Here is a 19,117-nt window from a genome sequence, read left to right as displayed (position 1 = left end):
GGCCGAACCAACCCCCACCGGAACAGCCGCACCGCGCCCCACCCGAACGGCCGCGCCAACCCCCACCCGAACAGCCGCACCCACCCGCACGGCCGAACCAACCCCCACCGGAACAGCCGCACCGCACCCCACCCGCACGACCCCGCCAACCCCCACCCGAACAGCCGCACCCACGCCCACCCGCACAGCGGCACCACCCCGCACCCAAACGGCCCCACCATCCCCCACCCGAACCACCAAGCCCACCCCCACTCCAACGGCCCCGCCAACACCCACCCGAACAGGCGCACCCACCCCCGCCCGAACAGCGGCGCCCTCCCCCACCCGAACGGCCCCGCCAACCCCCATCCGAACAGCCGCACCAACCCCCACCCGAACAGCCGCTCCCTCCCCCACCCGAACGGCCGCACCAACTTCCACCAGAACAGCCGAACCCTCTCCCACCCGTTCGAGCGCACCGCCTCCCGCCCGATCGACCACGCCGAAGCCACCCACCGCGCCGACGAAGCCGGTCACTCCGACGAAGCCGGTCACTCCGACGCCGCCGATCACCGGCGACGGAGCGGAGACGACGACCTGGGTCACGTCCTCTGCGGCGGTCGCCGCCGCTCGACGGATGGCGGCTGCCGGAGTCGTCGGCGACCCGGTGTGCTCGATGGCGGCCGTGCGACAGCCTGACCCGAGCCTGGTCCCCCAGGGTGGTCAGATCGGCATCGGTCACTACGGCGACTACTGGTGCCTGATCTGGTAGGCAGGGCCGGACTGGCACAGCGGGGCCGGCCGCGAGCCACGTACGCCTGTCGGAGCGAGCCCTCCGCGCAGGCCTGGGACGCGAGCTCAGGTCGACAAGGCCGCCGGAGCGGTCTTCGAACGGTCGGGCACGTGCGGGATGTTCTTTCTCGGCTCCTGAGCCGACCGGCCGACGGCACCGTTCAAGAGCTCAGACGCACCACACGAGATCCGTCTCATGACGCAGGGCAGACCGGAAGCCGGCACCTTCGTGGTGATCGAGAGGTACCGGCTTCCGGTTCGTCGAGTGTGAACCCGGCCTCCGTGGCTTCCACCCGTAACTGCGGGAAGGCGGCCATCCGCCGCGCACGACCGCCGGGTTCAGGCGTCCTCGGCGAGGAAGCGGAGGTCCAGACGATCCTCGAGTTCGGGCACGTCGATGCCGAAGGTCTGCCGCACGCTGACGCCGCGCGGGGTGATGTCGAACACCGCCAGGTCCGTGTAGACGCGGTTCACGCAGGCGAGTCCGGTGAGCGGGTAGGTGCACTCGCGTACCAGCTTGGGCGTTCCGTCCTTGGTGAAGAGGTCCATCATGACGAAGACCTGCTTCGCTCCGATCGCCAGGTCCATGGCCCCGCCCACCGCCGGGATGGCGTCGGGCGCGCCCGTGTGCCAGTTGGCCAGGTCTCCGTGCGCGGAGACCTGGAACGCGCCGAGGACACAGATGTCCAGGTGTCCGCCGCGCATCATGGCGAAGGAGTCGGCGTGGTGGAAGTAGGCGGCTCCGGGCAGTTCGGTGACGGGAACCTTGCCGGCGTTGGTCAGGTCCGGGTCGACCTGGCCCTCCTTCGCCGCGGGGCCCATGTTGAGCATGCCGTTCTCGGTGTGCAGGACGACGCCGGAGCCGGGGGACAAATGGTCGGCGACAAGGGTCGGCTGGCCGATGCCCAGGTTGACGAAGGCACCGTGTGGGATGTCACGAGCCACCAGGGCGGCGATGTCGTGCTTGCTCAGCGGGCCTTGTGCGTTCGTGGGAGAGGTCTGGTTCATGAGTGATCAGCCACCTGCACCACACGGTCGACGAAGATGCCGGGTGTCACGACCGTCTCCGGGTCGATCGCGCCGGTCTCGACGATCTCGCGGACCTGGGCGACCACCGTGGTGGCCGCGGTGGCCATGACGGGGCCGAAGTTCCTGGCGGTCTTGCGGTAGACGAGATTGCCCATGCCGTCGGCCCGGTGGGCACCGATCAGTGCGACGTCTCCGCTGATGGGGTATTCCAGTACATGACTACGGCCGTTGATCACGCGTACCTCCTTGCCCTCGGCGAGCAGAGTGCCGGCGCCGGTGGGGCAGAAGAAGGCGCCGATGCCCGCTCCGGCCGCCCTCAGCCGCTCCGCCAGATTGCCCTGGGGGACCACTTCGAGCTCGATCCTGCCCGCCCTGTAGAGGTTGTCGAACACCCATGAGTCGGCCTGGCGGGGGAAGGAGCAGATCACCTTGCGGACCCGGCCCTTGGCCAGCAGTGCGGCGAGGCCCGTGTCGCCGTTTCCGGCGTTGTTGGAGACGACGGTGAGGTCCGTGGCCCCCTGCCGGATCAGGGCGTCGATCAGGGCCACCGGCATACCGGCCATGCCGAATCCACCGACGAGTACCGTCGAGCCGTCCTGGACGCCGGCGACCGCCTCGTCCGGGCTGGTGCACATCCGCGCGGTCATCGACCGCTCCCGGACACGTTCTCCAGGACCACGGCGAGTGCCTGGCCGACCCCGATGCAGATGGCCGCGACGCCCCATCGCTGCTGCGACTCCTGCAGCCGGCGGGCCAGAGTACCGAGAAGCCTGCCACCGGAGGCGCCCAGCGGGTGGCCGAGCGCTATGGCACCGCCCTTGGCGTTGACGATCCGCGGGTCGATGTCCCAGGCGTCGACGCACGCCAGCGCCTGCACGGCGAAAGCCTCGTTGAGCTCGACGGCGGCGACATCCGACCAGGAGATGCCCGCGCGCTTCAGCGCCCTGTTCACGGCCTCGACGGGGGCGTAACCGAACATCTGCGGGTCCACCGCGGCCACGCCGCGGCCCGCGACGCGGGCGACGGGATCGATGCCGATGCGTGCCGCGGCGGAGCCCGAACCGAACAGCACCGCCGAGGCGCCGTCGTTCAGTGGTGAGGAGTTGCCTGCCGTGATCACACCGCCGGTACGGAAGGCCGCCTTGAGTGTGGCGAGCTTCTCGGTGGTGGATCCGGGGCGGATGCCCTCGTCCCGCCGCACAGCGACGCCGTCACGGCCCTCGACGGGAATGATCAGATCGTCGTAGAAGCCGGCGTTCCAGGCGTCGTCGGCGAGACGGTGGGAACGGACGGCGAATTCGTCCTGGCGCTCCCGGGAGATGGCGAAGCGGTCGACCAGCTGCTCGTTCGCCTCCCCCAGGGAGACCGTCCACTCCTTGGGCATGCGCTCGTTGACCAGGCGCCAGCCGAGCGTGGTGGACACCGCGGTCATGTCCCCCGGGGCGAAACCGCGCTCAGGCTTGGGCAGGACCCAGGGTGCCCGGGTCATCGACTCGACCCCGCCGGTGAGGACGATGTCCGCGTCGCCGGTCTCGATGGCGCGCGAGGCGATGAGGGCGGCGTCCAGGGATGATCCGCACAGACGATTGACGGTCGTGGCGGGTACCGAGGTCGGGAGTCCCGCGAGCAGAACGGCCATCCTGCCGACGTTGCGGTTGTCCTCACCGGCGCCGTTGGCGTTTCCCCAGACGACGTCGCCGATCTCCGCCGGATCCAGCTCGGGCGTCCTGGCCAGTGTCCCGGTGATGGCCTGGGCCGCGAGGTCGTCGGGCCGGACGTGGGCGAGAGCGCCCGCGAACCGGCCGAAAGGTGTTCGCGCTGCCGTGTAGAGATAGCTGTCGGTCATACCGCCACCGTAGGAGCCGCACTTCAGTACGTCCAAGACCTAATCGCGATGGATTGATAAGGGAGCCTTATAGGATGGTGCCATGGAACTACGGCAGATCCGGTACTTCCTGGCACTGGCCGAGGAATGCCATTTCGGACGTGCGGCCGCCCGCCTGCACGTGGCGCAGCCGGCCCTCTCCCAGCAGATCAAACAGCTGGAGAAGGACCTGGGGACGGCGCTGTTCACCCGTTCCACCAGGCACGTGGCGCTGACCGAAGCCGGTCATCAGCTCGTCGAGCACGCACGCGCCCTGGTCACGGAGGAGGAACGGGCCCGGCTGCACATGAGGGAACTGGCCACCGGTCACGCCGGCCGAGTCTCCATCGGCTTCATCGGTACGGCCACCTACGACGTACTGCCGCAGGTCGCACGTACCGTGCGGGCACAGCTGCCCAAGATCACCATGGACCTGCGGGGCGAGCTCCTCACCCCCGACCTGGTCGACGGCCTGCTGGCCGGCACCTACGACCTCGCGCTCCTGCGTGGCCCGGTGGAGCGGGAGGACATCCGCACCACACCACTGCGCTCCGAATCCCTGGTGGCCGTGCTGCCGTCGCACCATCCCCTGGCGGGCCGGCAGCGCATCTCGCTCAAGGCCCTGGCCGGCGAACCCTTCGTCATCCACCCGTCCCGGTCCCGCTCCTCCATGTACGACTGGGTCCTGGCCGCGTGCCGAAGGGCCGGATTCCAGCCCGCGTCGCTGATGGAGGTCGGCGAGACCGCCACCCTGGTCGTCTTCGTGGCGGCCGGACACGGCGTCGCCCTCGTTCCCGAGTCCGTACAGAGCCTCCGCCTCAGCAGCGTGGCCTACGTCCCGATCACCGAGAGCGAGTCCGTCGAACTGGTCCTCGCCGGCCGAGCCGGTCGCGGCACCCCCGCGACCGAGCAGGTCGCCTCGGTGATCAAAAAATGCGTCGACGACCTGGAGCACCGCGAGAGCCGGACCTCTACCCTGGAGGGATGAAGAGCGGGACGACAGGCGCTGCGGTGCGCTTCAGCACCGTCGGCCTTCCCGAGGCCGAACGCATCGCCCTGTGGGAAGAGCACAATGCCGAAACCCTGATCGGGCTGCGCTGCCGTTCCCTCCAGGACGGCGCCCTGGACGCGACAGAGATCAACCTGCAGCTTCCCAGGGTGCACGTGGCCCGGGTCCTCGGCAGCCCCCACGTCGTGGAACGGCCCCAGGCGGAGATCCGCCGAGTGCCCTCGGACGCCGTCGCGTGCTACCTCAACCTGGCCGGCGACGCGTTCTTCTACCACGACGACGGTGTCCGGCTGCTGCATCCGGGACAGCTGCTGGTCTGCGACGCGGACCTGCCCTTCATGCGTGGTTTCTCGCACGGCCTGGAGGAACTCGCGGTCAAGGTCCCCCACACGGTGTGGCGTGATCTGGGGGGGCCGATGTCGTTGCGACAGCCACTGGTCGTCGACGACGGACTCGTCCAGACCAGGACCCTGGCCACGCTGGTCGCCCGGGCACTGCGCCGGGATTCCTCCGTGGGCCTGGACGAGGACACCCTGCTGGACCTGCTCGGTTGTGTGGTGACCGGCCGCGCGCCCTCCCTGTCCACGGTCCACCTGGCTGTCGCCAAGGCGTACATCGACGAACACCTGGCCGACGCGGGTCTCTCCGCGACCCGCATCGCCCAGGGCATCGGGATCAGCGAACGCCATCTGTCCCGCGTGTTCGCCTCGGGCGGCTCGAGCGTTCCGCGGTATCTGCTCCTGCGTCGCCTCGAGCGTGCCCGGTCGTTGCTGCGGGAGGGCGGAGCGACGACCGTCGCCGAGGTGGCCGCGCGTTGCGGGTTCGCGTCGGCCGCCCACTTCTCGCACCGGTTCAAGGAGCGTTTCGGGCTACGGGCCACCGATGTGCTGCGCGAGGCGCGGGCAAGGGCCTGAGCCGGGCCGCAGACGTCCTCCACGGCCCGGACAGGCGGTCAGCTCAGGTGCCGTCGGGTGCCAGCACGATGTCGAAGCGCACCCGGGACCACGACCTGTCGCCGAGGTCGCGTCCGTCCGGCGTCGGCGTACCCGCCGGCTGCGTCCGGAAGTCCTTGACGAGTGACTCCTTCACCCCGAACACCGAGTCACTGTCGAGGAACTCGTCACCCCGGACGAAGATGTGCGTGACCAGCGTGCGCAGGGCGGGGCCGCCGACCATGAAATGCAGGTGCGAGGCCCGCATCGGAGAGCGGCCGGTCGCCGCCAGCAGCTGTCCCACCGGCCCGTCGTGAGGGATGGGATACGGAGTCGGCGTCAGACCCCAGAAGCGGTAGCGGCCCTCGGAATCGGTGAACAGGTGGGCCCGCGCCGCCATCCGGTCGTCGCCGTACTGGGTGTCGTAGAAGCCGTCCTCGTCCGCCTCCCACACCTCGATCCGCGCTCCGGGGACCGGCTTCCCCGCGGTGTCCGTGACAGTTCCTTCCACCCAGCAGGGGTCTCCCGCCGCGCCGAAGGCGATGTCTCCGCCGAGTTCGATCTCGGGACTGTTCTCTACGAAGAACGGGCCGAAGACGGTGGCTTCGGTGGCATCACCGTATGCCTCGTTGTTGACGGCGACGGTCTGCATGGAGAGGCCCAGCACGTCCGACAGCAGGATGAATTCCTGACGGCGCTCGTCGGTGATGTGACCGGCGCGGGTGAGGAACTCGATCCCCGCGTCCCACTCCTGCTCGGTGAGGCGGACCTCCCTCACGAAGGAGTGCAGGTGCCGGACCAGTGCCTGCATCACCTGCCGTAGCCGGGGGTCGGTGCAGTCACCGAAGGATTCGAGCACCCGGCGGGTGATCTCGGCTTCCCGCTCCTGCTGGTCGGCCGGAACGGGGACACCGGGGGTGTCGAGGCTGTCGGTCATCGGGGGTCGGTCCCTTCCCAAGCCGTGCGGAGGAGCTCGGTGATCGCGTCGAGAGTGACTGGCCGCGGATTACCGGCCGGGGCAGCGGCGACGACGGCCTTGGCGGCTTCGGCGATGCCGTCGGACGGCATTCCGAGCTCCCGCAGCGAGTGCGGGGCGTTCAGCCGCTCGCGCAGCCGTGCCAGCCCTTCGTCGGCGGTGGGAGCGTCGAGGGCCACGGCCAGGCGCCGCTCGACCTCCGGCACGCCGGGCGCGTTGAAGGCGAGGACATGCGGGAGAACGACGGCGTGCGTCTGGGCGTGCGGCAGGTTGAACATGCCGCCCAGCACATGACAGATCTTGTGGTGCAGACCGGAACCCGCGGACGCGAACGCCGACGCGGACAGATACGCGCCGTACAGCGCCTGTTCCCGGCCGTCCATACCGGCCGGCGCCGCGGCGACCAGCGGCAGGCCCGCGCGCAGTGCCCGGGCGCCCTCGACGGCCAGAGCCTGGTTGATGGGGTCGGCCCGCGGGGCCCACAGCGAGTCCACGCAGTGCGCCAGCGCGTTCAGGCCCGAAGCGACACTCAGCTCGACGGGCAGCGAGAGCGTCAGTGCGGCGTCGTAGACGATCGCGCGCGGCAGGACCTTCGGGTCCGTACCGGTGGTCTTGACCGAGTTGTCGGTCAGCCCCCACACGGCGGTGGCCTCGGAGCCGGCGTAGGTGGTGGGTACCGCGATGATCGGCAGCCCCGTGGTGAGCGCGACCGCCTTGGCGAGGCCGGTGGTCGAACCGCCACCGACACTGACCAGGGCGTCGACGTCGCGCTCGGCGGCAGCGGCTCGCGCCCGCTGCGCGACCTCGAGGGGCACGTGCATGACGACGTCGTCGTGGCGGTGGACCACGGGCAGCCCGGCGGTGACCCGGGCGGCCGGCTCCTGCTCGGACGTTCCCGCGATCACCATCACCCGCCGCGCACCGAGCGCGGCGACTTCGGCGGCGAGCCCCTCCGCGGCCCCGTCCGAAGCGAACCGCACCCGCTGCGGCAGCGTGTCGTGAACGAACCGCATGGCTAGTCCCTTCCCAGGATCGCGAGCAGGGCCCGTCGCAGCTCGTCTTCGGGGTTCTCCGGCAGGCTCATAGCCCGCCAGGCGATGTGCTTGTCGGGCCGCACCAGCAGCACACCGCTCTCATCGATCTCGCGCAGCTTGGCCCAGTCATAGTAGAGGTCGGTCACTTCGCGGCCGGGGCCGATGACGACGGCCGTGAGAGGGATACCGAGGGCCTTGCCGACCTTCGCGGCCGCGTCCTCCCACGCCTCGCCCGCGATACCCGTGAGCAGGGTCCAGCCGTCGTAGGGGGCCAGGTCCATGAGGGCGTGCCGATGCGCGCTGTCGCCGACCCAGGCGTGCGGCAGGCGTGCGCCGGGAACGGTGGACATCTCGTAGTAGAGATCGGCGTCACGCGCCGGGGCGGGCCGTTCGGTGCCGTCGGAGACGACAGCACTCGAGGTGTAGTGCTGGCCGAGTTCGACACCGTGGGCGTTGAACTCGTAGTTCTTCAGGTCCATCGCGCGCACCAGGGCGTCCCGCTTGGCGGCGCCGGCGGGGGTGTTGTCCTTGCGCTCCTCGATGGCGGCCGCCATCTCGGCCTCGCTCTTGGCGTCGAGGACACCCAGCGCCTTGAAGATGTCGACGAACTCGCGGCTGGACTTGTTGGCCCGCTTGACGATGCGCTCCGCGACGGGCGCCCGCTCCGTGGTGTAGGTCTCCAGCAGGTCGGGGCCCGCGTGTCCCTTGAGCACGGCTGCGATCTTCCAGGCGAGGTTGTAGGCGTCCTGGACCGAGGTGTTGGATCCCAGGCCGTTGCTCGGCGGGTGCCGGTGAACGGCGTCGCCCGCGCAGAACACCCGCCCCTCGTGCAGCCGGGTCGCGTACATCTCGTTGTTGCCCCACAGGCTGGTACCGGTGATCTCCACCTCGAGCTCCGGCATGCCCAGCAGGCTGCGCACGATCTGCACGGCGGCCTGCTCGTCGACGACCGGGGGCTGCTCGGCGATGTCGTAGCCCCACACGACCAGCCACTCGTTCCAGGGGCGCACCATGCGCACCAGCCCGGCGCCGATGCCGCCCACGTTCGAGCCCGGCTGGATGACCCAGTACAGGACCGACGGCCGGTGCGAGACGAAACGGGTGATGTCGGCCTTGAACGTGATGTTCATCGACCCCGCGATGTCCATGGCGCCTTCGAAGGGCAGTCCGATGTCCGCGGCCACCTTCGAACGGGCGCCGTCCGCGCCGATCAGGTACTTGGCGCGAATGCTGTACTGCTGCCCGGTGAGCCGGTCCAGTACCTGGACGGTGACGCCGTCCGCGTCCTGGGTGTGGGAGAGGTACTCGGAGGAGAACCGGGTCTGGGCGCCGCGTGCGGCCGCGTTGCGCACCAGGATCGGCTCGAGGTAGGTCTGCGGGATGTCCACGGTCAGGCAGGGGGACGCGAGACGGTAGTCGGCCTCCCGGTCGGCGCGGGTGCCCCAGGTGTGGATCCGGCCGATCTCCTCACCGGCGATGCTGGTGCAGAAGACGGTGTCGCCGACCAGGCCGTGTTCGGTGGCGTCCGCCAGCACCTGGTCCTCGATGCCGAGATCGCGAAAGACCTCCATGGACCGCTGGTTGGTGATGTGCGCGCGGGGGGTGTTGGCCGTCCACCGGTACTTCGTGATCATGATGGTGCCTACACCGAGCGTCGACAGCAGCAGCGCGGCTGAGGCTCCGGCGGGACCGGAACCGACGACGACGACATCGGTCGTGACGATCGAGTCGGCCGGCAGTTCGGTCTGCGGGATCCCGTCGCTGAATATGGGCATCGTGTGGGGCCTTTCCTCGATCCGGCATCGTTGCCGACGACGCCAGTGTGAGACCGCCCCGGCGAACACGGAACGGCAAGGCTGCGAGGTCGGCGGGAACACCAAGAGATGGCGGATCCACGAAGACGAGGGGGCGCACGCTGGGCTGCACGGCCGTCGCTGGTCGCTTCTCGTCGGCCGCCGACCGCATCGTCGGCCACCTCGGGCTGTCGCTTGCGCTCCAGCCCCGCAAGCGGTTCGGAACGGACGCCGTGCCGATCGTCGGCGGCACTCTGGTCCCGACCGGGATCACACGGTTGCCGCGCAGCCGAAGAACTACCCGTACTCGGCCGACCACCAGGTCGTCATCGACGCCGACATCCGACGCGTCGTCGCCGCCGTCGCCGCCGACCGGTTACCGGCAACGACTGCGCGGCGTGGGAACTGCCCCGTACGAAGTCCGCCGTCGGCCGGACCACGGTCATCCCGGACGGCGTCTGCCGGGGCACCGGCCTGGTCATCCCGCACCGCCGCGAACGTGGCAAGACCGAACCTCCTGCCGGGAAGGAGGAGCACGACGCCTCCGGCTCCCCACCTCGCCGTCTCGGAGGATGCTCAGTCGAGACAGAACTCGTTGCCCTCGATGTCCTGCATCACGATGCACGACTCGTTGTCGTCATCGGCAAGCAGCAGTCGCACGCGTACAGCGCCGAGCGCGACCAGTCGCGCGCACTCGGCTTCGAGTGTGGCGAGGCGCTCTTCACCCACGAGCCCGGTACCGACCCGCACGTCAAGATGAACCCGATTCTTGACGACCTTGCCTTCGGGAACGCGCTGGAAATACAGTCGCGGGCCCACGCCTGAGGGATCACCGCAGGCGAACGATGAACCCTGCCGCTCAGGTGCCAGAGAGCGATCGAAATCGCCCCAAGTGGCGAACCCCTCCGGTGGCGGCGGTACGACGTACCCCAATACCTCGCACCAGAAGCGCGCGACGCGCTCAGGTTCTGCGCAGTCGAAGGTGACTTGGAACTTCTTGATCGATGACATCGGCGCACCATAGCAGGGGGACTGTGTCACTCAATTCCCGGTGCGGATCCGCATGTTGCCGGGAGGACGGCCCCTGCCGACCGCTGCCGTGTCATGTGGTCGCAGGGGGTGAACCGGACGCCTCCAAGGCGTCGGCCACCGTTCCGGACCAGACCGCCGGCCTCGGCGGTGTTCGCCGGCCGGCGACAGCTCGGCCGGCGAACTCACCGACCCGTCGCTGCACAGGACGGCGTCGACCGGCTCGAACCACGCGTCCGAAGAGGAGGCCGGGCAGGAGTAGGACTCGCCCCGGAAGCGGGACAGTTGCGCCCATGCCTCCGAGCAGGCGTCGCGATGCAGCAGCAGACGCATCCTCACGGCCATCGTGCTGAACGTGTGTGTTCCTTGGTCGGAGCACAGGTTCAGCCGAGGGCCGCCTCCGTGTATGCCGGTTACCGAACCAAGTGATCAAGTTCGACGCACCGTTCGACGCCTCCCGTGCCGCAGGACCCGACCGCCAACGGCACCCTGGTAGCCACCAGGGTCGCCTCCTACCAAAATCAGGGAACAGGCGCCGCGTAGGCGGCCCTTTCGGCAGGTCGGCCCCACCACGACCCCGGGGCGACATGGGAACAAGCCGACATCACAAGCCCGGTCGGGATGCCTCTCTTGCGTCGCAGGGCCGCTGATCCGGGCCGCCGGGGTCATGGCGGCGGCAAGGCGGCAGACCATCCGGAGTCCGTCCATGCGGATGCCCCGGCCCTGCCCCCGCGAGGGAGCAGTCCGCGGAGCGACGCCGGCGGACGAGGCGCCGCAGTTGCCGCGTCGATGGCGAATTGCCCGCAAGGCCGCGATGTGGGCATGGAAGGCGTTCCGGCCGGCACTGGTGAGCCGACCGCGTACCTTGAGGGATCATGAACGGGTGACTCGCCTCCTGACTCGAAGTGACCTGCAGAGCGTGCTGGAGCCGGCGCCTTGCATTGCTGCGCTGCGCGACGGCTTCCGCACCTCCGACGCCTCCCCGGTAGCCGGGCAGCGGGTACGTACCGACCTGCCCTTTCCCGGAACGGCCACGGCCCTGATCCCTGGCCTACTGCCCGGCATCGAGGCGTACACGGTGAAGGTCAACGCCAAATTCCCTGGCGCCCGTCCTGCCCTGCGCGGAGTGATCTGCCTTCACAGCGGACATGACGGTGAGCTTCTCGCACTGATCGATTCCGCCACCGTCACCGCTTGGCGCACCGGACTGGCCGCGGCCCTGGGCACCCACCTCCTGGCCGGCCCCGACACCAAGGAAGGCGCGGTACTCGGAGTCATCGGCGCAGGAGCACAGGCCGAACTCATGGTGCGTGGCCTCACTGCCCTGCGACGCCAATCCGAGATCGTCGTCCACGATGTGGACCCGGAGCGTGCCAACGCCTTCGCCTCACGCCATGGCGGCCGTCTCCTGACGTCCGCCACGGAGGTCGCCTCGGCCGCTGACATCGTCCTGCTCGCCACCTGGTCACGCTCACCGCTGCTCCACCTGGCGGACACGCGGCCGGGGCAGCACATCACGAGCCTGGGATCCGATGAACCCGGCAAACAGGAACTCGCCGCGGACCTGCTGGAATCCGCACTCCTGGTCGTCGACGACCGGCACCTCGCCGCGACCACGGGCGCTCTGGCCGCTACCGGTCTTGCGGCCTCCGCAGCCGAGGCCACACTCGGCGAGGTTCTGCGTGGCGACCATCCGGGACGCACCAGCGCGACGGCCCGCTCCGTCTACGCACCGGTCGGACTTCCCTGGCAAGACCTCGCTCTGGCCTGGATCGCCTACCAACAGGCGGAGCAGCAGGACATCGGGCAGAAGATCGACCTGCTTTCCTGACACCTGCGCGACCCTTGCGGTGCAGGACCTCCGCACGGTCCGGCGGTGAGCCTTGGCGACTCACCGCTCTTCTCCCTGGCCCCTGCGCCGGCTGAGCGCTCACCGTCGCCCGGGTTGATGCGGGGCGCCGGATGTCCGGCGTCGCCCGCATCGAGGACCGTCACGACGTGGCGTCCCGCTGCGGCGACGTCGGGGCTGTGTCCTTGCCGGGGCCGTCGTGCTGTTCCCGGCGGTCGATCCGTTCGATGATCTTCTCGGCGGCGGTGCGCAGGCTGTCCAGTTCGGCGGGCTCGAGAACGTCGAGGACGAGGTCGCGTACCCGGGCCACGTGTCCTGGGGCGGCCTCGACGAGATGGGCGTGGCCGGCGTCTGTCAGGATCGCGTGGGTGTAGCGGCCGTTGGTCGGGTCGGGTTCGCGGCGGACGAGGCCCCGGCGTTCCAGCCTGCTGATCAGGTGGGAGAGACGGGACAGTTCGGAGTTGGCGAGCACGGCCAGGTCGCTCATGCGCATGCGGTGTTCCGGCTGGCCGGACAGCCCGGCCAGGACGTAGTACTCGACGTAACGCAGGCCCGCGTCCTGCTGCAGCTGCGCCTCCAGTGCGGTGGGCAGCTTGTGCAGCATCATGCCCAGTTGCTGCCATGTCTCCAGCTCCGTCGGGGTCAGCCAGCGGGGCTGATCGTTGGGGTGCGGAGGCTGTTCAGGCATGCCCGGAGTCTATCCGGCGTGAACGTTCATGCGTCGTAACTCTCACTTGAATCTTCATGAGTCGCCGCCTAAGGTGTGACATGAAGGTTCAAGTGAAAGAGAGTCCTGCGTGACTGCCGAGGGTTTCCCCCAGGGCGAGTACGTCATCGACCCGTCCCGCTCCAGCATCGATTTCTCCGCCCGGCACCTGTTCGGGCTCGGTCGCGTCCGCGGCAGCTTCGCGCTGCGATCGGGCGCCGTCTCCATCGCCGAGCCCGCCACCGACTCGCACGTGCACGCCGTCGCCGATGCGGCCAGCTTCAGCAGCGGTAGCACGGCGCGCGACCAGAAGGTGCTGTCGCAGACGTTCCTGGACACCGACAGCCACCCGGACATCACCTTCACCTCCACCGGTGCCCATCGCGCCACCGACGGCACGTGGAGGCTCGACGGCCTCCTCACCGCCCGTGGTGTCCGGGCGCCGGTCGTGTTCACCGTGACGCGGGCTCAGATCCTTGACGAGGAACTCGAGTTGACCGCCACGGCGACGGTGGACCGCTACGCACACACCATCACCGCCATGAAAGGCGTGGCAGGCCGCTACCTGTGGCTCAGCGCCACGATCCGCGCCCGCCACGCAACCACCGGACCGGCTTCACACCGGCCCACCCATCAAGGAGAAGACCCCATGAGTGACCTGAAGATCGCCGTCATCCTCGGCAGCACCCGGCCCGGCCGCAACGGCAAGGCCGTCGCGGACTGGGTCGTCGACCGCTCCGGCGCCCGCACCGGCGCAGAGTACGAACTCATCGACCTCGCCGACTACCCCCTGCCCCACCTGGACGAGGCCCTGCCGCCCGCCATGGGCCAGTACCAGGGTGAACACACCAAGACCTGGGCGGCCAAGATCGCCGAGTTCGACGGGTACATCTTCGTGACGCCCGAGTACAACCACTCCACCTCCGGCGTCCTCAAGAACGCGATCGACTACCTCTACGGCGAGTGGAACAACAAGGCCGCCGCCTTCGTCTCCTACGGCTCCCTCGGCGGCGCCCGCGCCATCGAACACCTGCGGGCCGTGGCCAGCGAACTCCAACTGGCCCACGTACGCCAGCAGCTGTCCTTCTCACTGCTCACCGACTTCGAGAACTTCTCCGTCTTCAAGCCGGGCGCGCACCACGACACCGCCGCGACCACCCTGTTCGACCAGCTCGAGTCCTGGACCCGCGCCCTCAAGACCGTCCGCGCCTGACACCCCCACCCCTCGGAAGGCCGGGGACGGGAGGACCGTCGGTCATGAGGCGAGTCCCCGGACTGACTGCGGTCAGGTTCCGGGACCGCACCCGAGGACCCCGCTCCTGCGGAAACGTCTGAGCCTGGAGAAATGGCCTGCGGCAGCCGAGAAGGTGACGCCGCAGGCCAGCAGGCATGTGCTCACTCCGCTCCCACCTTGCGCATCCCGTGCGCGGCTCGGACAGCGCGTTCGAGTCCGCTGAGCCGCCGCCCTCAGCATGCGCATGTCGCCCTCCGGGCCACCCCGACCGCATCAGCCTGTCAGAGAGGACACGAGAGACCGTGACGAGTGATCTGGCGGAGGAGGAGGCGGAAGCGTATGTGCACGGTGTGTGCTTCAAGACCGGGCCGCCCGAGCGGATCGGTGTGGAGACGGAGTGGCTGGTCCAGGACCGCCGCGACTCCGAACTGCCCATATCCCTCGACCGGTTGAGCGCGGCCCTCGCGCCGGTCGAGGAAGCGGGCGCCCTTCCCGGGGGAAGCCGGATCACCCGCGAGCCGGGTGGGCAGGTGGAGCTGAGCTCTCCTCCGGCCCCGTCCCCCACCGTCTGCGTCGAGGCGATGGCCGCGGATCTGACCGCACTGCGCGAGGCCGTCGAAGGGGCCGGCCTGATACTTGTCGGCCAGGGGCTCGACCCGTGCCGCGAAGAACCGCCTCGCATCCTCGGCCATCCCCGCTACCGGGCCATGGAGAAGTACTTCGACCGCGAGGGCCCCTCGGGCCGCGTCATGATGCGGCGTACCGCCTCCGTCCAGATCAACCTGGACAGCGGGGACGAGTCCGGCACTGTCCGCGGCTATCGCCACCGTTGGGAACTCGCCCACCGTATCGGCCCCGTCCTCGTAGCCGCGTTCGCCAACTCCCCGATCGTGGACGGCCGGCCCAGCGGATGGCTCTCCACCCGGCAGGCCGTCTGGTCCCGGATGGACGCCGGCCGCACCCGCCAGCCCCAGTACCACCACGACCCCCGTGTCGCCTGGACCCGCTACGCGCTCGACGCGAAGGTGATGTGCATACCGGGCGGCGACAACGGCGACTGGTCCGCGCCCCCGGACCTGACCTTCCGTGACTGGCTGCGCGGCACACCGGGACTGCGACGGCCGGCCCAGGCCGACCTGGAATACCACCTCAGCACCCTGTTCCCGCCGGTCAGACCACGCGGCTGGCTCGAACTGCGGATGACCGACGCACAGACCGGCGACGACTGGATCGTGCCGACCGTGCTGGCCGCCACCCTGCTCGACGACCCCGCTGCCGCCGATGCCGCCTACGCGGCAACCGAGCCGCTCTGCCAAGGCACACGGCCCGTCCCCTCCGACGACGTCTGGCAGCGGGCGGCTCGCATCGGCCTGGCCGACCCGGACCTCGCCAAGGCCGCCCGCGCCTGCTTCGCCGCGGCCGACGGCGCCCTGGCGCGCCCCGGCGCCTCCGCGGCCCTGCGACAGGCGCTGGCCGACTTCGCCGAGCGCTACGCAGAACGTGGTCGAAGCCCCGCCCATGACCGACTGGACGCGCTCCGGTGCACCTGACCTTCCGAAAAGGCATGCCGTGACGAACTCCGACACCGACTCCCGTACGGCCCGAAGGGGGGCCGCACCCGACCCCGCTGCCGCGCCGGCCCCGGACTCATCCGCTCCCCCGGCCGAGGAGACAGCCGTACAGCCGGCCGGGACCCCGTCCGCCGCCGCTCGCACCGCGCTGGAGACCGCCCGGCGCCGGACCCTGAGCCTCACCGACCCACTCACCGACACCGACCTCACCGCCCAGCACTCACCCCTGATGTCCCCCCTGGTATGGGACCTCGCCCACATCGCCAACCAGGAAGACCTGTGGCTGGTTCGCACGGCCGGCCGTCGCCCCGGACTGCGCCCCGACCTCGACCCGCTCTACGACGCCTTCCGGCACCCCCGTGCCGACCGCCCGGCCCTGCCCCTGCTGGACCCGGCCGCCGCTCGCGACTACGTGGACGCGGTCCGCACCCAGACCTGGGACGTGCTGGCCGGCGTGGACACCTCGCCCGACAATCCGGATCCCCTGCTCGCCGACGGTTTCGTGTTCGGCATGCTCGCCCAGCACGAACAGCAACACGACGAGACGATGCTCGCCACTCTCCAGCTTCGCGTGGGCGCACCCGTCCTGCACGCGCCGGCGCCTCCCCGCGCACCCGCCGACGCCGCCCTGCTGCCACGCGAAGTGCTGGTCCCGGGTGGCCCCTTCAGCATGGGCACCAGCACCGAGCCGTGGGCCCTGGACAACGAACGCCCGCATCACACCGTGGACGTCCCCGCGTTCTGGCTGGACACCGTGCCCGTCACCAACGCCTCCTATGAGGAGTTCATCGCGGCCGACGGCTACCGCGACGCCCAGTGGTGGACGCCCGAGGGGTGGCGGTACGTCCAGGAGAGCGCGCTCGAGGCTCCCTTGTTCTGGCGCCGGGAGCGCGGGCGGTGGCTGCGCCGCCGGTTCGGCATCATCGAGGAAGTCCCCGTCGACGAGCCCGTACTGCACGTGTGCTGGTACGAGGCCGACGCGTACGCCCGCTGGGCGGGGAGGCGGCTGCCGACCGAGGCGGAGTGGGAGAAGGCGGCACGGCACGACCCCGCGACCGGCCGCTCCCGACGCTATCCGTGGGGCGACGCGGAGCCGGGCCCCGAGCACGCCAACCTCGGGCAGCGACACCTCCAGCCGGCCCCCGCCGGCAGTCACCCGGCCGGGGCCGCGCCCAGCGGCGCCCGGCAGCTGATCGGCGACGTCTGGGAGTGGACGGCATCCGACTTCACCCCCTACCCCCACTTCACCGCCTTCCCCTACAAGGAGTACTCCGAGGTCTTCTTCGGCCCCGAGTACAAGGTGTTGCGCGGCGGTGCCTTCTCCGTCGATCCGGTCGCCTGCCGCGGCACCTTCCGCAACTGGGACTACCCGATCCGCCGGCAGATCTTCGCCGGCTTCCGCACCGCCCGCGACGCCTCCGAGGACGGACGCGACTGATGTGCCGCCACCTCGCCTACGTGGGGCCGCCCGTCACACTCGCGCGGCTGCTCACCGAGCCTCAGCACAGCCTGGACGAACAGTCCTGGCGGCCGGCCGGACAGCGCCATGGGACGGTCAACGCCGACGGATTCGGTGTCGGCTGGTACCCGGACGAGCGGGACACCTCCGGGGGTGACTCGGGGTTCCCTCATCCCGCCCGCTACCGGCGGGCGGTGCCCATCTGGGCAGACGCGAACCTCCCCGAGCTGACCGGGAACATCCGCAGCCACGCGGTACTGGCCGCCGTCCGCTCCGCCACCGAGGGCACCACCCACGACGAGACGGCAGCCGCGCCCTTCCGTGACGGCCGCTGGCTGTTCAGCCACAACGGCGCCGTCCCCGACTGGACACGACTGCCCACCGGCCTCACCTCGGCCGAGCTGCTGGCGCTGGACGCACACAGCGACTCCGCCCTGCTGTGGGCCATGATCGTGCGACGCCTGCGCCAGGGCGAACCGCCCGCCGGCGCCCTGGCCGCGGTGGTCCGTCAGGTGGCTGCGGCCCGGCCCACCGCCCGGCTGAACTTCCTGCTCACAGACGGCCGTACCATCGCGGCCACCGCCTGGGGCGACACCCTGTGGTACCGCACGGGCCCCGCCACCGCGCTCGTCGCATCCGAGCCTGACGACACGCCCGGTGACTGGCGGGAAGTCCCCGACCGCTCCCTGCTCCTGGCCACCACGGCCGGCGTCCGGATCCTCCCCCTGCACACCCCACGACCACACCACAAGGAATCGCAGCCGATGACCGACGGCGATCTCACCCTCGCCGACCAACTACCCGCCGACTACTTCACCTTGCGGCTCCCGGCCGACGCGCGCGACGGCCTGGGCCCGCAAGCCTCTCCTCGGTGCAGCTAACGTAGATGGTCCAGGATGTAGTGCCGCAGGGAGGCGGTAGCCCTGCTCTCGGCACGCGTAGTTGCCCATGTCAACAGAATGGGGCGGGACGCCGGCGGGTTGCTGATCGGAATTTCGATTGAGCCGGTTGCGTCCGGTGCGGTGGCCAGGACGCAGACGCCGAAACCGGCGGCGGCAAGGCCGCGTAGCGTCGCGGTGTCGGTACTCTCGAACACAATGCGCGGGCTGAACCCGGCAAGTGCGCAAAGCCGTTCCGTTGTAGCCCGCAGACCGTATCCGCGGGGCATGGCGAGGAAGTCGTCCGAAGCGACATCGGTCAGCGCTACGCCGCTGTGCGTGGCCAGCGGGTGCGTGGGCGGAACGACAAGCACGAGCTGCTCACTGAAAAGCTTCGCAATGGCGAAGTCCGCGGAATCCGGCGCGGGCGAGATCAGGCAGAGATCGATATCCCCTTCACGCAGTGCATCGAGCAGGAATTCGGAACTTCCTTGATGAAGGCTGATCTGCGCCTCAGGGTGACTTCCGCGGTAAGCACGCAGGATTTCAGGCACCGTGCGAGACCCCAGGGTGTTGAGGAATCCGAGAGCTACTGTGCCCCCATTCACGCCCAGGTTATCGGCGAGGTCCGCACTGGCCCGCTCGAGACCCTCCGAGCATCGCTGCAGCGCATTCTGGAGAGACCGGCCGTGGCGGGTCAATCGGAATGACCGGCCGACGCGCGTGATCAGCGGCAGCCCAAGTTGACGTTCCCACCGGACCAATGCACGACTGAGACTTGACTGGGCGACCCCCAGCTCCGCTGCGGCGTGTGTGAGGTTTTCGTGGCGGGCGATCGTGAGGAATTGAACCAGCGGTGCGGCAAAAATGTCCGCAACGTCAGGCTTCGTGGCATGGGGGCCAGTCATCTGCTCATTATGCGCACGCGCATCGTTAGCCTGCAAAATCGCATTGGACGCATCAGTTCGGCGCTGCCAAGCTTG

17 protein-coding genes and 2 pseudogenes are annotated in these 19,117 nt (G+C 69.8%); 10 read left to right on the top strand and 9 right to left on the bottom strand.

The window, feature by feature from the left end; genetic code table 11:
- Positions 1-616: 616 nt before the first annotated feature.
- A complete protein-coding gene (locus tag ACFV0T_RS10975) occupies positions 617-751 on the top strand; it encodes a hypothetical protein (protein WP_385776790.1) in 135 nt (44 codons plus the stop codon).
- A 359-nt stretch (positions 752-1,110) separates the two neighbouring features.
- Here the strand turns inward: ACFV0T_RS10975 and ACFV0T_RS10970 are convergent, their stop codons facing one another.
- From ACFV0T_RS10970 to ACFV0T_RS10960, 3 genes are read right to left on the bottom strand one after another with little or no spacing between them, the layout of a single operon-like run.
- Positions 1,111-1,779 carry a 3-oxoacid CoA-transferase subunit B gene (locus ACFV0T_RS10970; protein WP_385776788.1) on the bottom strand — a complete coding sequence of 223 codons (669 nt, stop codon included), beginning with the start codon at positions 1,777-1,779 and terminating at the stop codon, positions 1,111-1,113.
- Positions 1,776-2,447 (bottom strand): 3-oxoacid CoA-transferase subunit A, encoded by a 672-nt coding sequence (locus ACFV0T_RS10965; protein ID WP_385776786.1) that lies wholly within the window; start codon positions 2,445-2,447, stop codon positions 1,776-1,778. Before ACFV0T_RS10965 ends, ACFV0T_RS10970 begins: the two co-directional genes overlap by 4 nt.
- Positions 2,444-3,646, bottom strand: coding sequence for a thiolase family protein (locus ACFV0T_RS10960; RefSeq protein WP_385776784.1), 1,203 nt, complete (start codon positions 3,644-3,646; stop codon positions 2,444-2,446). Before ACFV0T_RS10960 ends, ACFV0T_RS10965 begins: the two co-directional genes overlap by 4 nt.
- A gap of 82 nt (positions 3,647-3,728) precedes the next feature.
- On the opposite strand from ACFV0T_RS10960, the gene ACFV0T_RS10955 reads away from it, so the two are divergent.
- On the top strand, positions 3,729-4,652 hold the full coding sequence (locus tag ACFV0T_RS10955) for a LysR substrate-binding domain-containing protein (RefSeq protein WP_385776782.1): 924 nt from the start codon (positions 3,729-3,731) through the stop codon (positions 4,650-4,652).
- Positions 4,649-5,587: a helix-turn-helix domain-containing protein gene (locus ACFV0T_RS10950; RefSeq protein WP_385776780.1), complete on the top strand. Its 939-nt coding sequence runs from the start codon at positions 4,649-4,651 to the stop codon at positions 5,585-5,587. The genes ACFV0T_RS10955 and ACFV0T_RS10950 overlap by 4 nt, the downstream gene beginning before the upstream one ends.
- Positions 5,588-5,630: 43 nt before the next feature.
- On the opposite strand, the gene ACFV0T_RS10945 is transcribed toward ACFV0T_RS10950, so the two are convergent.
- From ACFV0T_RS10945 to ACFV0T_RS10935, 3 genes are read right to left on the bottom strand one after another with little or no spacing between them, the layout of a single operon-like run.
- On the bottom strand, positions 5,631-6,542 hold the full coding sequence (locus ACFV0T_RS10945) for an intradiol ring-cleavage dioxygenase (protein ID WP_385776778.1): 912 nt from the start codon (positions 6,540-6,542) through the stop codon (positions 5,631-5,633).
- A complete protein-coding gene (locus ACFV0T_RS10940) occupies positions 6,539-7,594 on the bottom strand; it encodes a maleylacetate reductase (RefSeq protein ID WP_385776776.1) in 1,056 nt (351 codons plus the stop codon). The genes ACFV0T_RS10945 and ACFV0T_RS10940 overlap by 4 nt, the downstream gene beginning before the upstream one ends.
- 2 nt (positions 7,595-7,596) lie before the next feature.
- Positions 7,597-9,390: an FAD-dependent oxidoreductase gene (locus tag ACFV0T_RS10935; RefSeq protein WP_385776773.1), complete on the bottom strand. Its 1,794-nt coding sequence runs from the start codon at positions 9,388-9,390 to the stop codon at positions 7,597-7,599.
- Positions 9,391-9,551: 161 nt separating this feature from the next.
- On the opposite strand from ACFV0T_RS10935, the pseudogene ACFV0T_RS10930 reads away from it, so the two are divergent.
- Positions 9,552-9,954 (top strand): annotated as a pseudogene (locus tag ACFV0T_RS10930) (IS5/IS1182 family transposase); the annotation flags it as partial.
- A 30-nt stretch (positions 9,955-9,984) separates the two neighbouring features.
- Here the strand turns inward: ACFV0T_RS10930 and ACFV0T_RS10925 are convergent.
- Entirely contained in the window at positions 9,985-10,419 is a 435-nt protein-coding gene (locus tag ACFV0T_RS10925) for a VOC family protein (protein ID WP_385776770.1), read from the bottom strand.
- 901 nt (positions 10,420-11,320) lie between these two features.
- On the opposite strand from ACFV0T_RS10925, the gene ACFV0T_RS10920 reads away from it, so the two are divergent.
- Positions 11,321-12,268, top strand: coding sequence for an ornithine cyclodeaminase family protein (locus ACFV0T_RS10920; RefSeq protein ID WP_385776768.1), 948 nt, complete (start codon positions 11,321-11,323; stop codon positions 12,266-12,268).
- Positions 12,269-12,428: 160 nt separating this feature from the next.
- Here the strand turns inward: ACFV0T_RS10920 and ACFV0T_RS10915 are convergent, their stop codons facing one another.
- Entirely contained in the window at positions 12,429-12,974 is a 546-nt protein-coding gene (locus tag ACFV0T_RS10915) for a MarR family winged helix-turn-helix transcriptional regulator (RefSeq protein ID WP_385776766.1), read from the bottom strand.
- Between the two features lie 109 nt (positions 12,975-13,083).
- Here ACFV0T_RS10915 and ACFV0T_RS10910 point away from each other — a divergent pair.
- The 5 genes and pseudogenes from ACFV0T_RS10910 to egtC form a co-directional block, all read left to right on the top strand.
- Positions 13,084-13,521, top strand: a pseudogene (locus ACFV0T_RS10910) (YceI family protein); the annotation flags it as partial.
- 120 nt (positions 13,522-13,641) lie between these two features.
- Complete coding sequence (locus tag ACFV0T_RS10905) at positions 13,642-14,205, top strand: NADPH-dependent FMN reductase (RefSeq protein WP_385777012.1); 564 nt, start codon at positions 13,642-13,644, stop codon at positions 14,203-14,205.
- Between the two features lie 323 nt (positions 14,206-14,528).
- Positions 14,529-15,776 carry an ergothioneine biosynthesis glutamate--cysteine ligase EgtA gene (egtA, locus tag ACFV0T_RS10900; protein WP_385776764.1) on the top strand — a complete coding sequence of 416 codons (1,248 nt, stop codon included), beginning with the start codon at positions 14,529-14,531 and terminating at the stop codon, positions 15,774-15,776.
- Positions 15,777-15,945: 169 nt separating this feature from the next.
- Complete coding sequence (gene egtB, locus ACFV0T_RS10895) at positions 15,946-17,235, top strand: ergothioneine biosynthesis protein EgtB (protein WP_385777010.1); 1,290 nt, start codon at positions 15,946-15,948, stop codon at positions 17,233-17,235.
- Positions 17,235-18,137, top strand: a complete 903-nt coding sequence (egtC, locus tag ACFV0T_RS10890; protein ID WP_385776762.1) for an ergothioneine biosynthesis protein EgtC — start codon at positions 17,235-17,237, stop codon at positions 18,135-18,137. The genes egtB and egtC overlap by 1 nt, the downstream gene beginning before the upstream one ends.
- Here egtC and ACFV0T_RS10885 read toward each other — a convergent pair.
- The gene (locus ACFV0T_RS10885; protein WP_385776760.1) at positions 18,134-19,042 is read right to left on the bottom strand and encodes a LysR family transcriptional regulator; all 909 of its coding nucleotides are present in this window, start codon (positions 19,040-19,042) and stop codon (positions 18,134-18,136) included. The genes egtC and ACFV0T_RS10885 overlap by 4 nt on opposite strands.
- Positions 19,043-19,117 lie beyond the last annotated feature (75 nt).

Origin of the sequence: Streptomyces sp. NPDC059582 (assembly GCF_042735715.1) — a bacterium.
Classification (GTDB): Bacteria; Actinomycetota; Actinomycetes; order Streptomycetales; family Streptomycetaceae; genus Streptomyces.
This window is presented reverse-complemented; position numbering and strand designations above follow the sequence as displayed.

Excerpts from the sequence above, each read along its gene's own strand:
- egtC (WP_385776762.1), top strand. The coding sequence starts at position 17,235 with ATGTGCCGCCACCTCGCCTACGTGGGGCCGCCCGTCACACTCGCGCGG.
- ACFV0T_RS10960 (WP_385776784.1), bottom strand. The coding sequence starts at position 3,646 with ATGACCGACAGCTATCTCTACACGGCAGCGCGAACACCTTTCGGCCGG.
- ACFV0T_RS10965 (WP_385776786.1), bottom strand. The coding sequence starts at position 2,447 with ATGACCGCGCGGATGTGCACCAGCCCGGACGAGGCGGTCGCCGGCGTC.
- ACFV0T_RS10915 (WP_385776766.1), bottom strand. The coding sequence starts at position 12,974 with ATGCCTGAACAGCCTCCGCACCCCAACGATCAGCCCCGCTGGCTGACC.
- ACFV0T_RS10955 (WP_385776782.1), top strand. The coding sequence starts at position 3,729 with ATGGAACTACGGCAGATCCGGTACTTCCTGGCACTGGCCGAGGAATGC.
- ACFV0T_RS10940 (WP_385776776.1), bottom strand. The coding sequence starts at position 7,594 with ATGCGGTTCGTTCACGACACGCTGCCGCAGCGGGTGCGGTTCGCTTCG.
- ACFV0T_RS10925 (WP_385776770.1), bottom strand. The coding sequence starts at position 10,419 with ATGTCATCGATCAAGAAGTTCCAAGTCACCTTCGACTGCGCAGAACCT.
- ACFV0T_RS10935 (WP_385776773.1), bottom strand. The coding sequence starts at position 9,390 with ATGCCCATATTCAGCGACGGGATCCCGCAGACCGAACTGCCGGCCGAC.
- ACFV0T_RS10975 (WP_385776790.1), top strand. The coding sequence starts at position 617 with ATGGCGGCTGCCGGAGTCGTCGGCGACCCGGTGTGCTCGATGGCGGCC.
- ACFV0T_RS10905 (WP_385777012.1), top strand. The coding sequence starts at position 13,642 with ATGAGTGACCTGAAGATCGCCGTCATCCTCGGCAGCACCCGGCCCGGC.
- ACFV0T_RS10950 (WP_385776780.1), top strand. The coding sequence starts at position 4,649 with ATGAAGAGCGGGACGACAGGCGCTGCGGTGCGCTTCAGCACCGTCGGC.
- ACFV0T_RS10945 (WP_385776778.1), bottom strand. The coding sequence starts at position 6,542 with ATGACCGACAGCCTCGACACCCCCGGTGTCCCCGTTCCGGCCGACCAG.
- ACFV0T_RS10970 (WP_385776788.1), bottom strand. The coding sequence starts at position 1,779 with ATGAACCAGACCTCTCCCACGAACGCACAAGGCCCGCTGAGCAAGCAC.
- ACFV0T_RS10885 (WP_385776760.1), bottom strand. The coding sequence starts at position 19,042 with ATGACTGGCCCCCATGCCACGAAGCCTGACGTTGCGGACATTTTTGCC.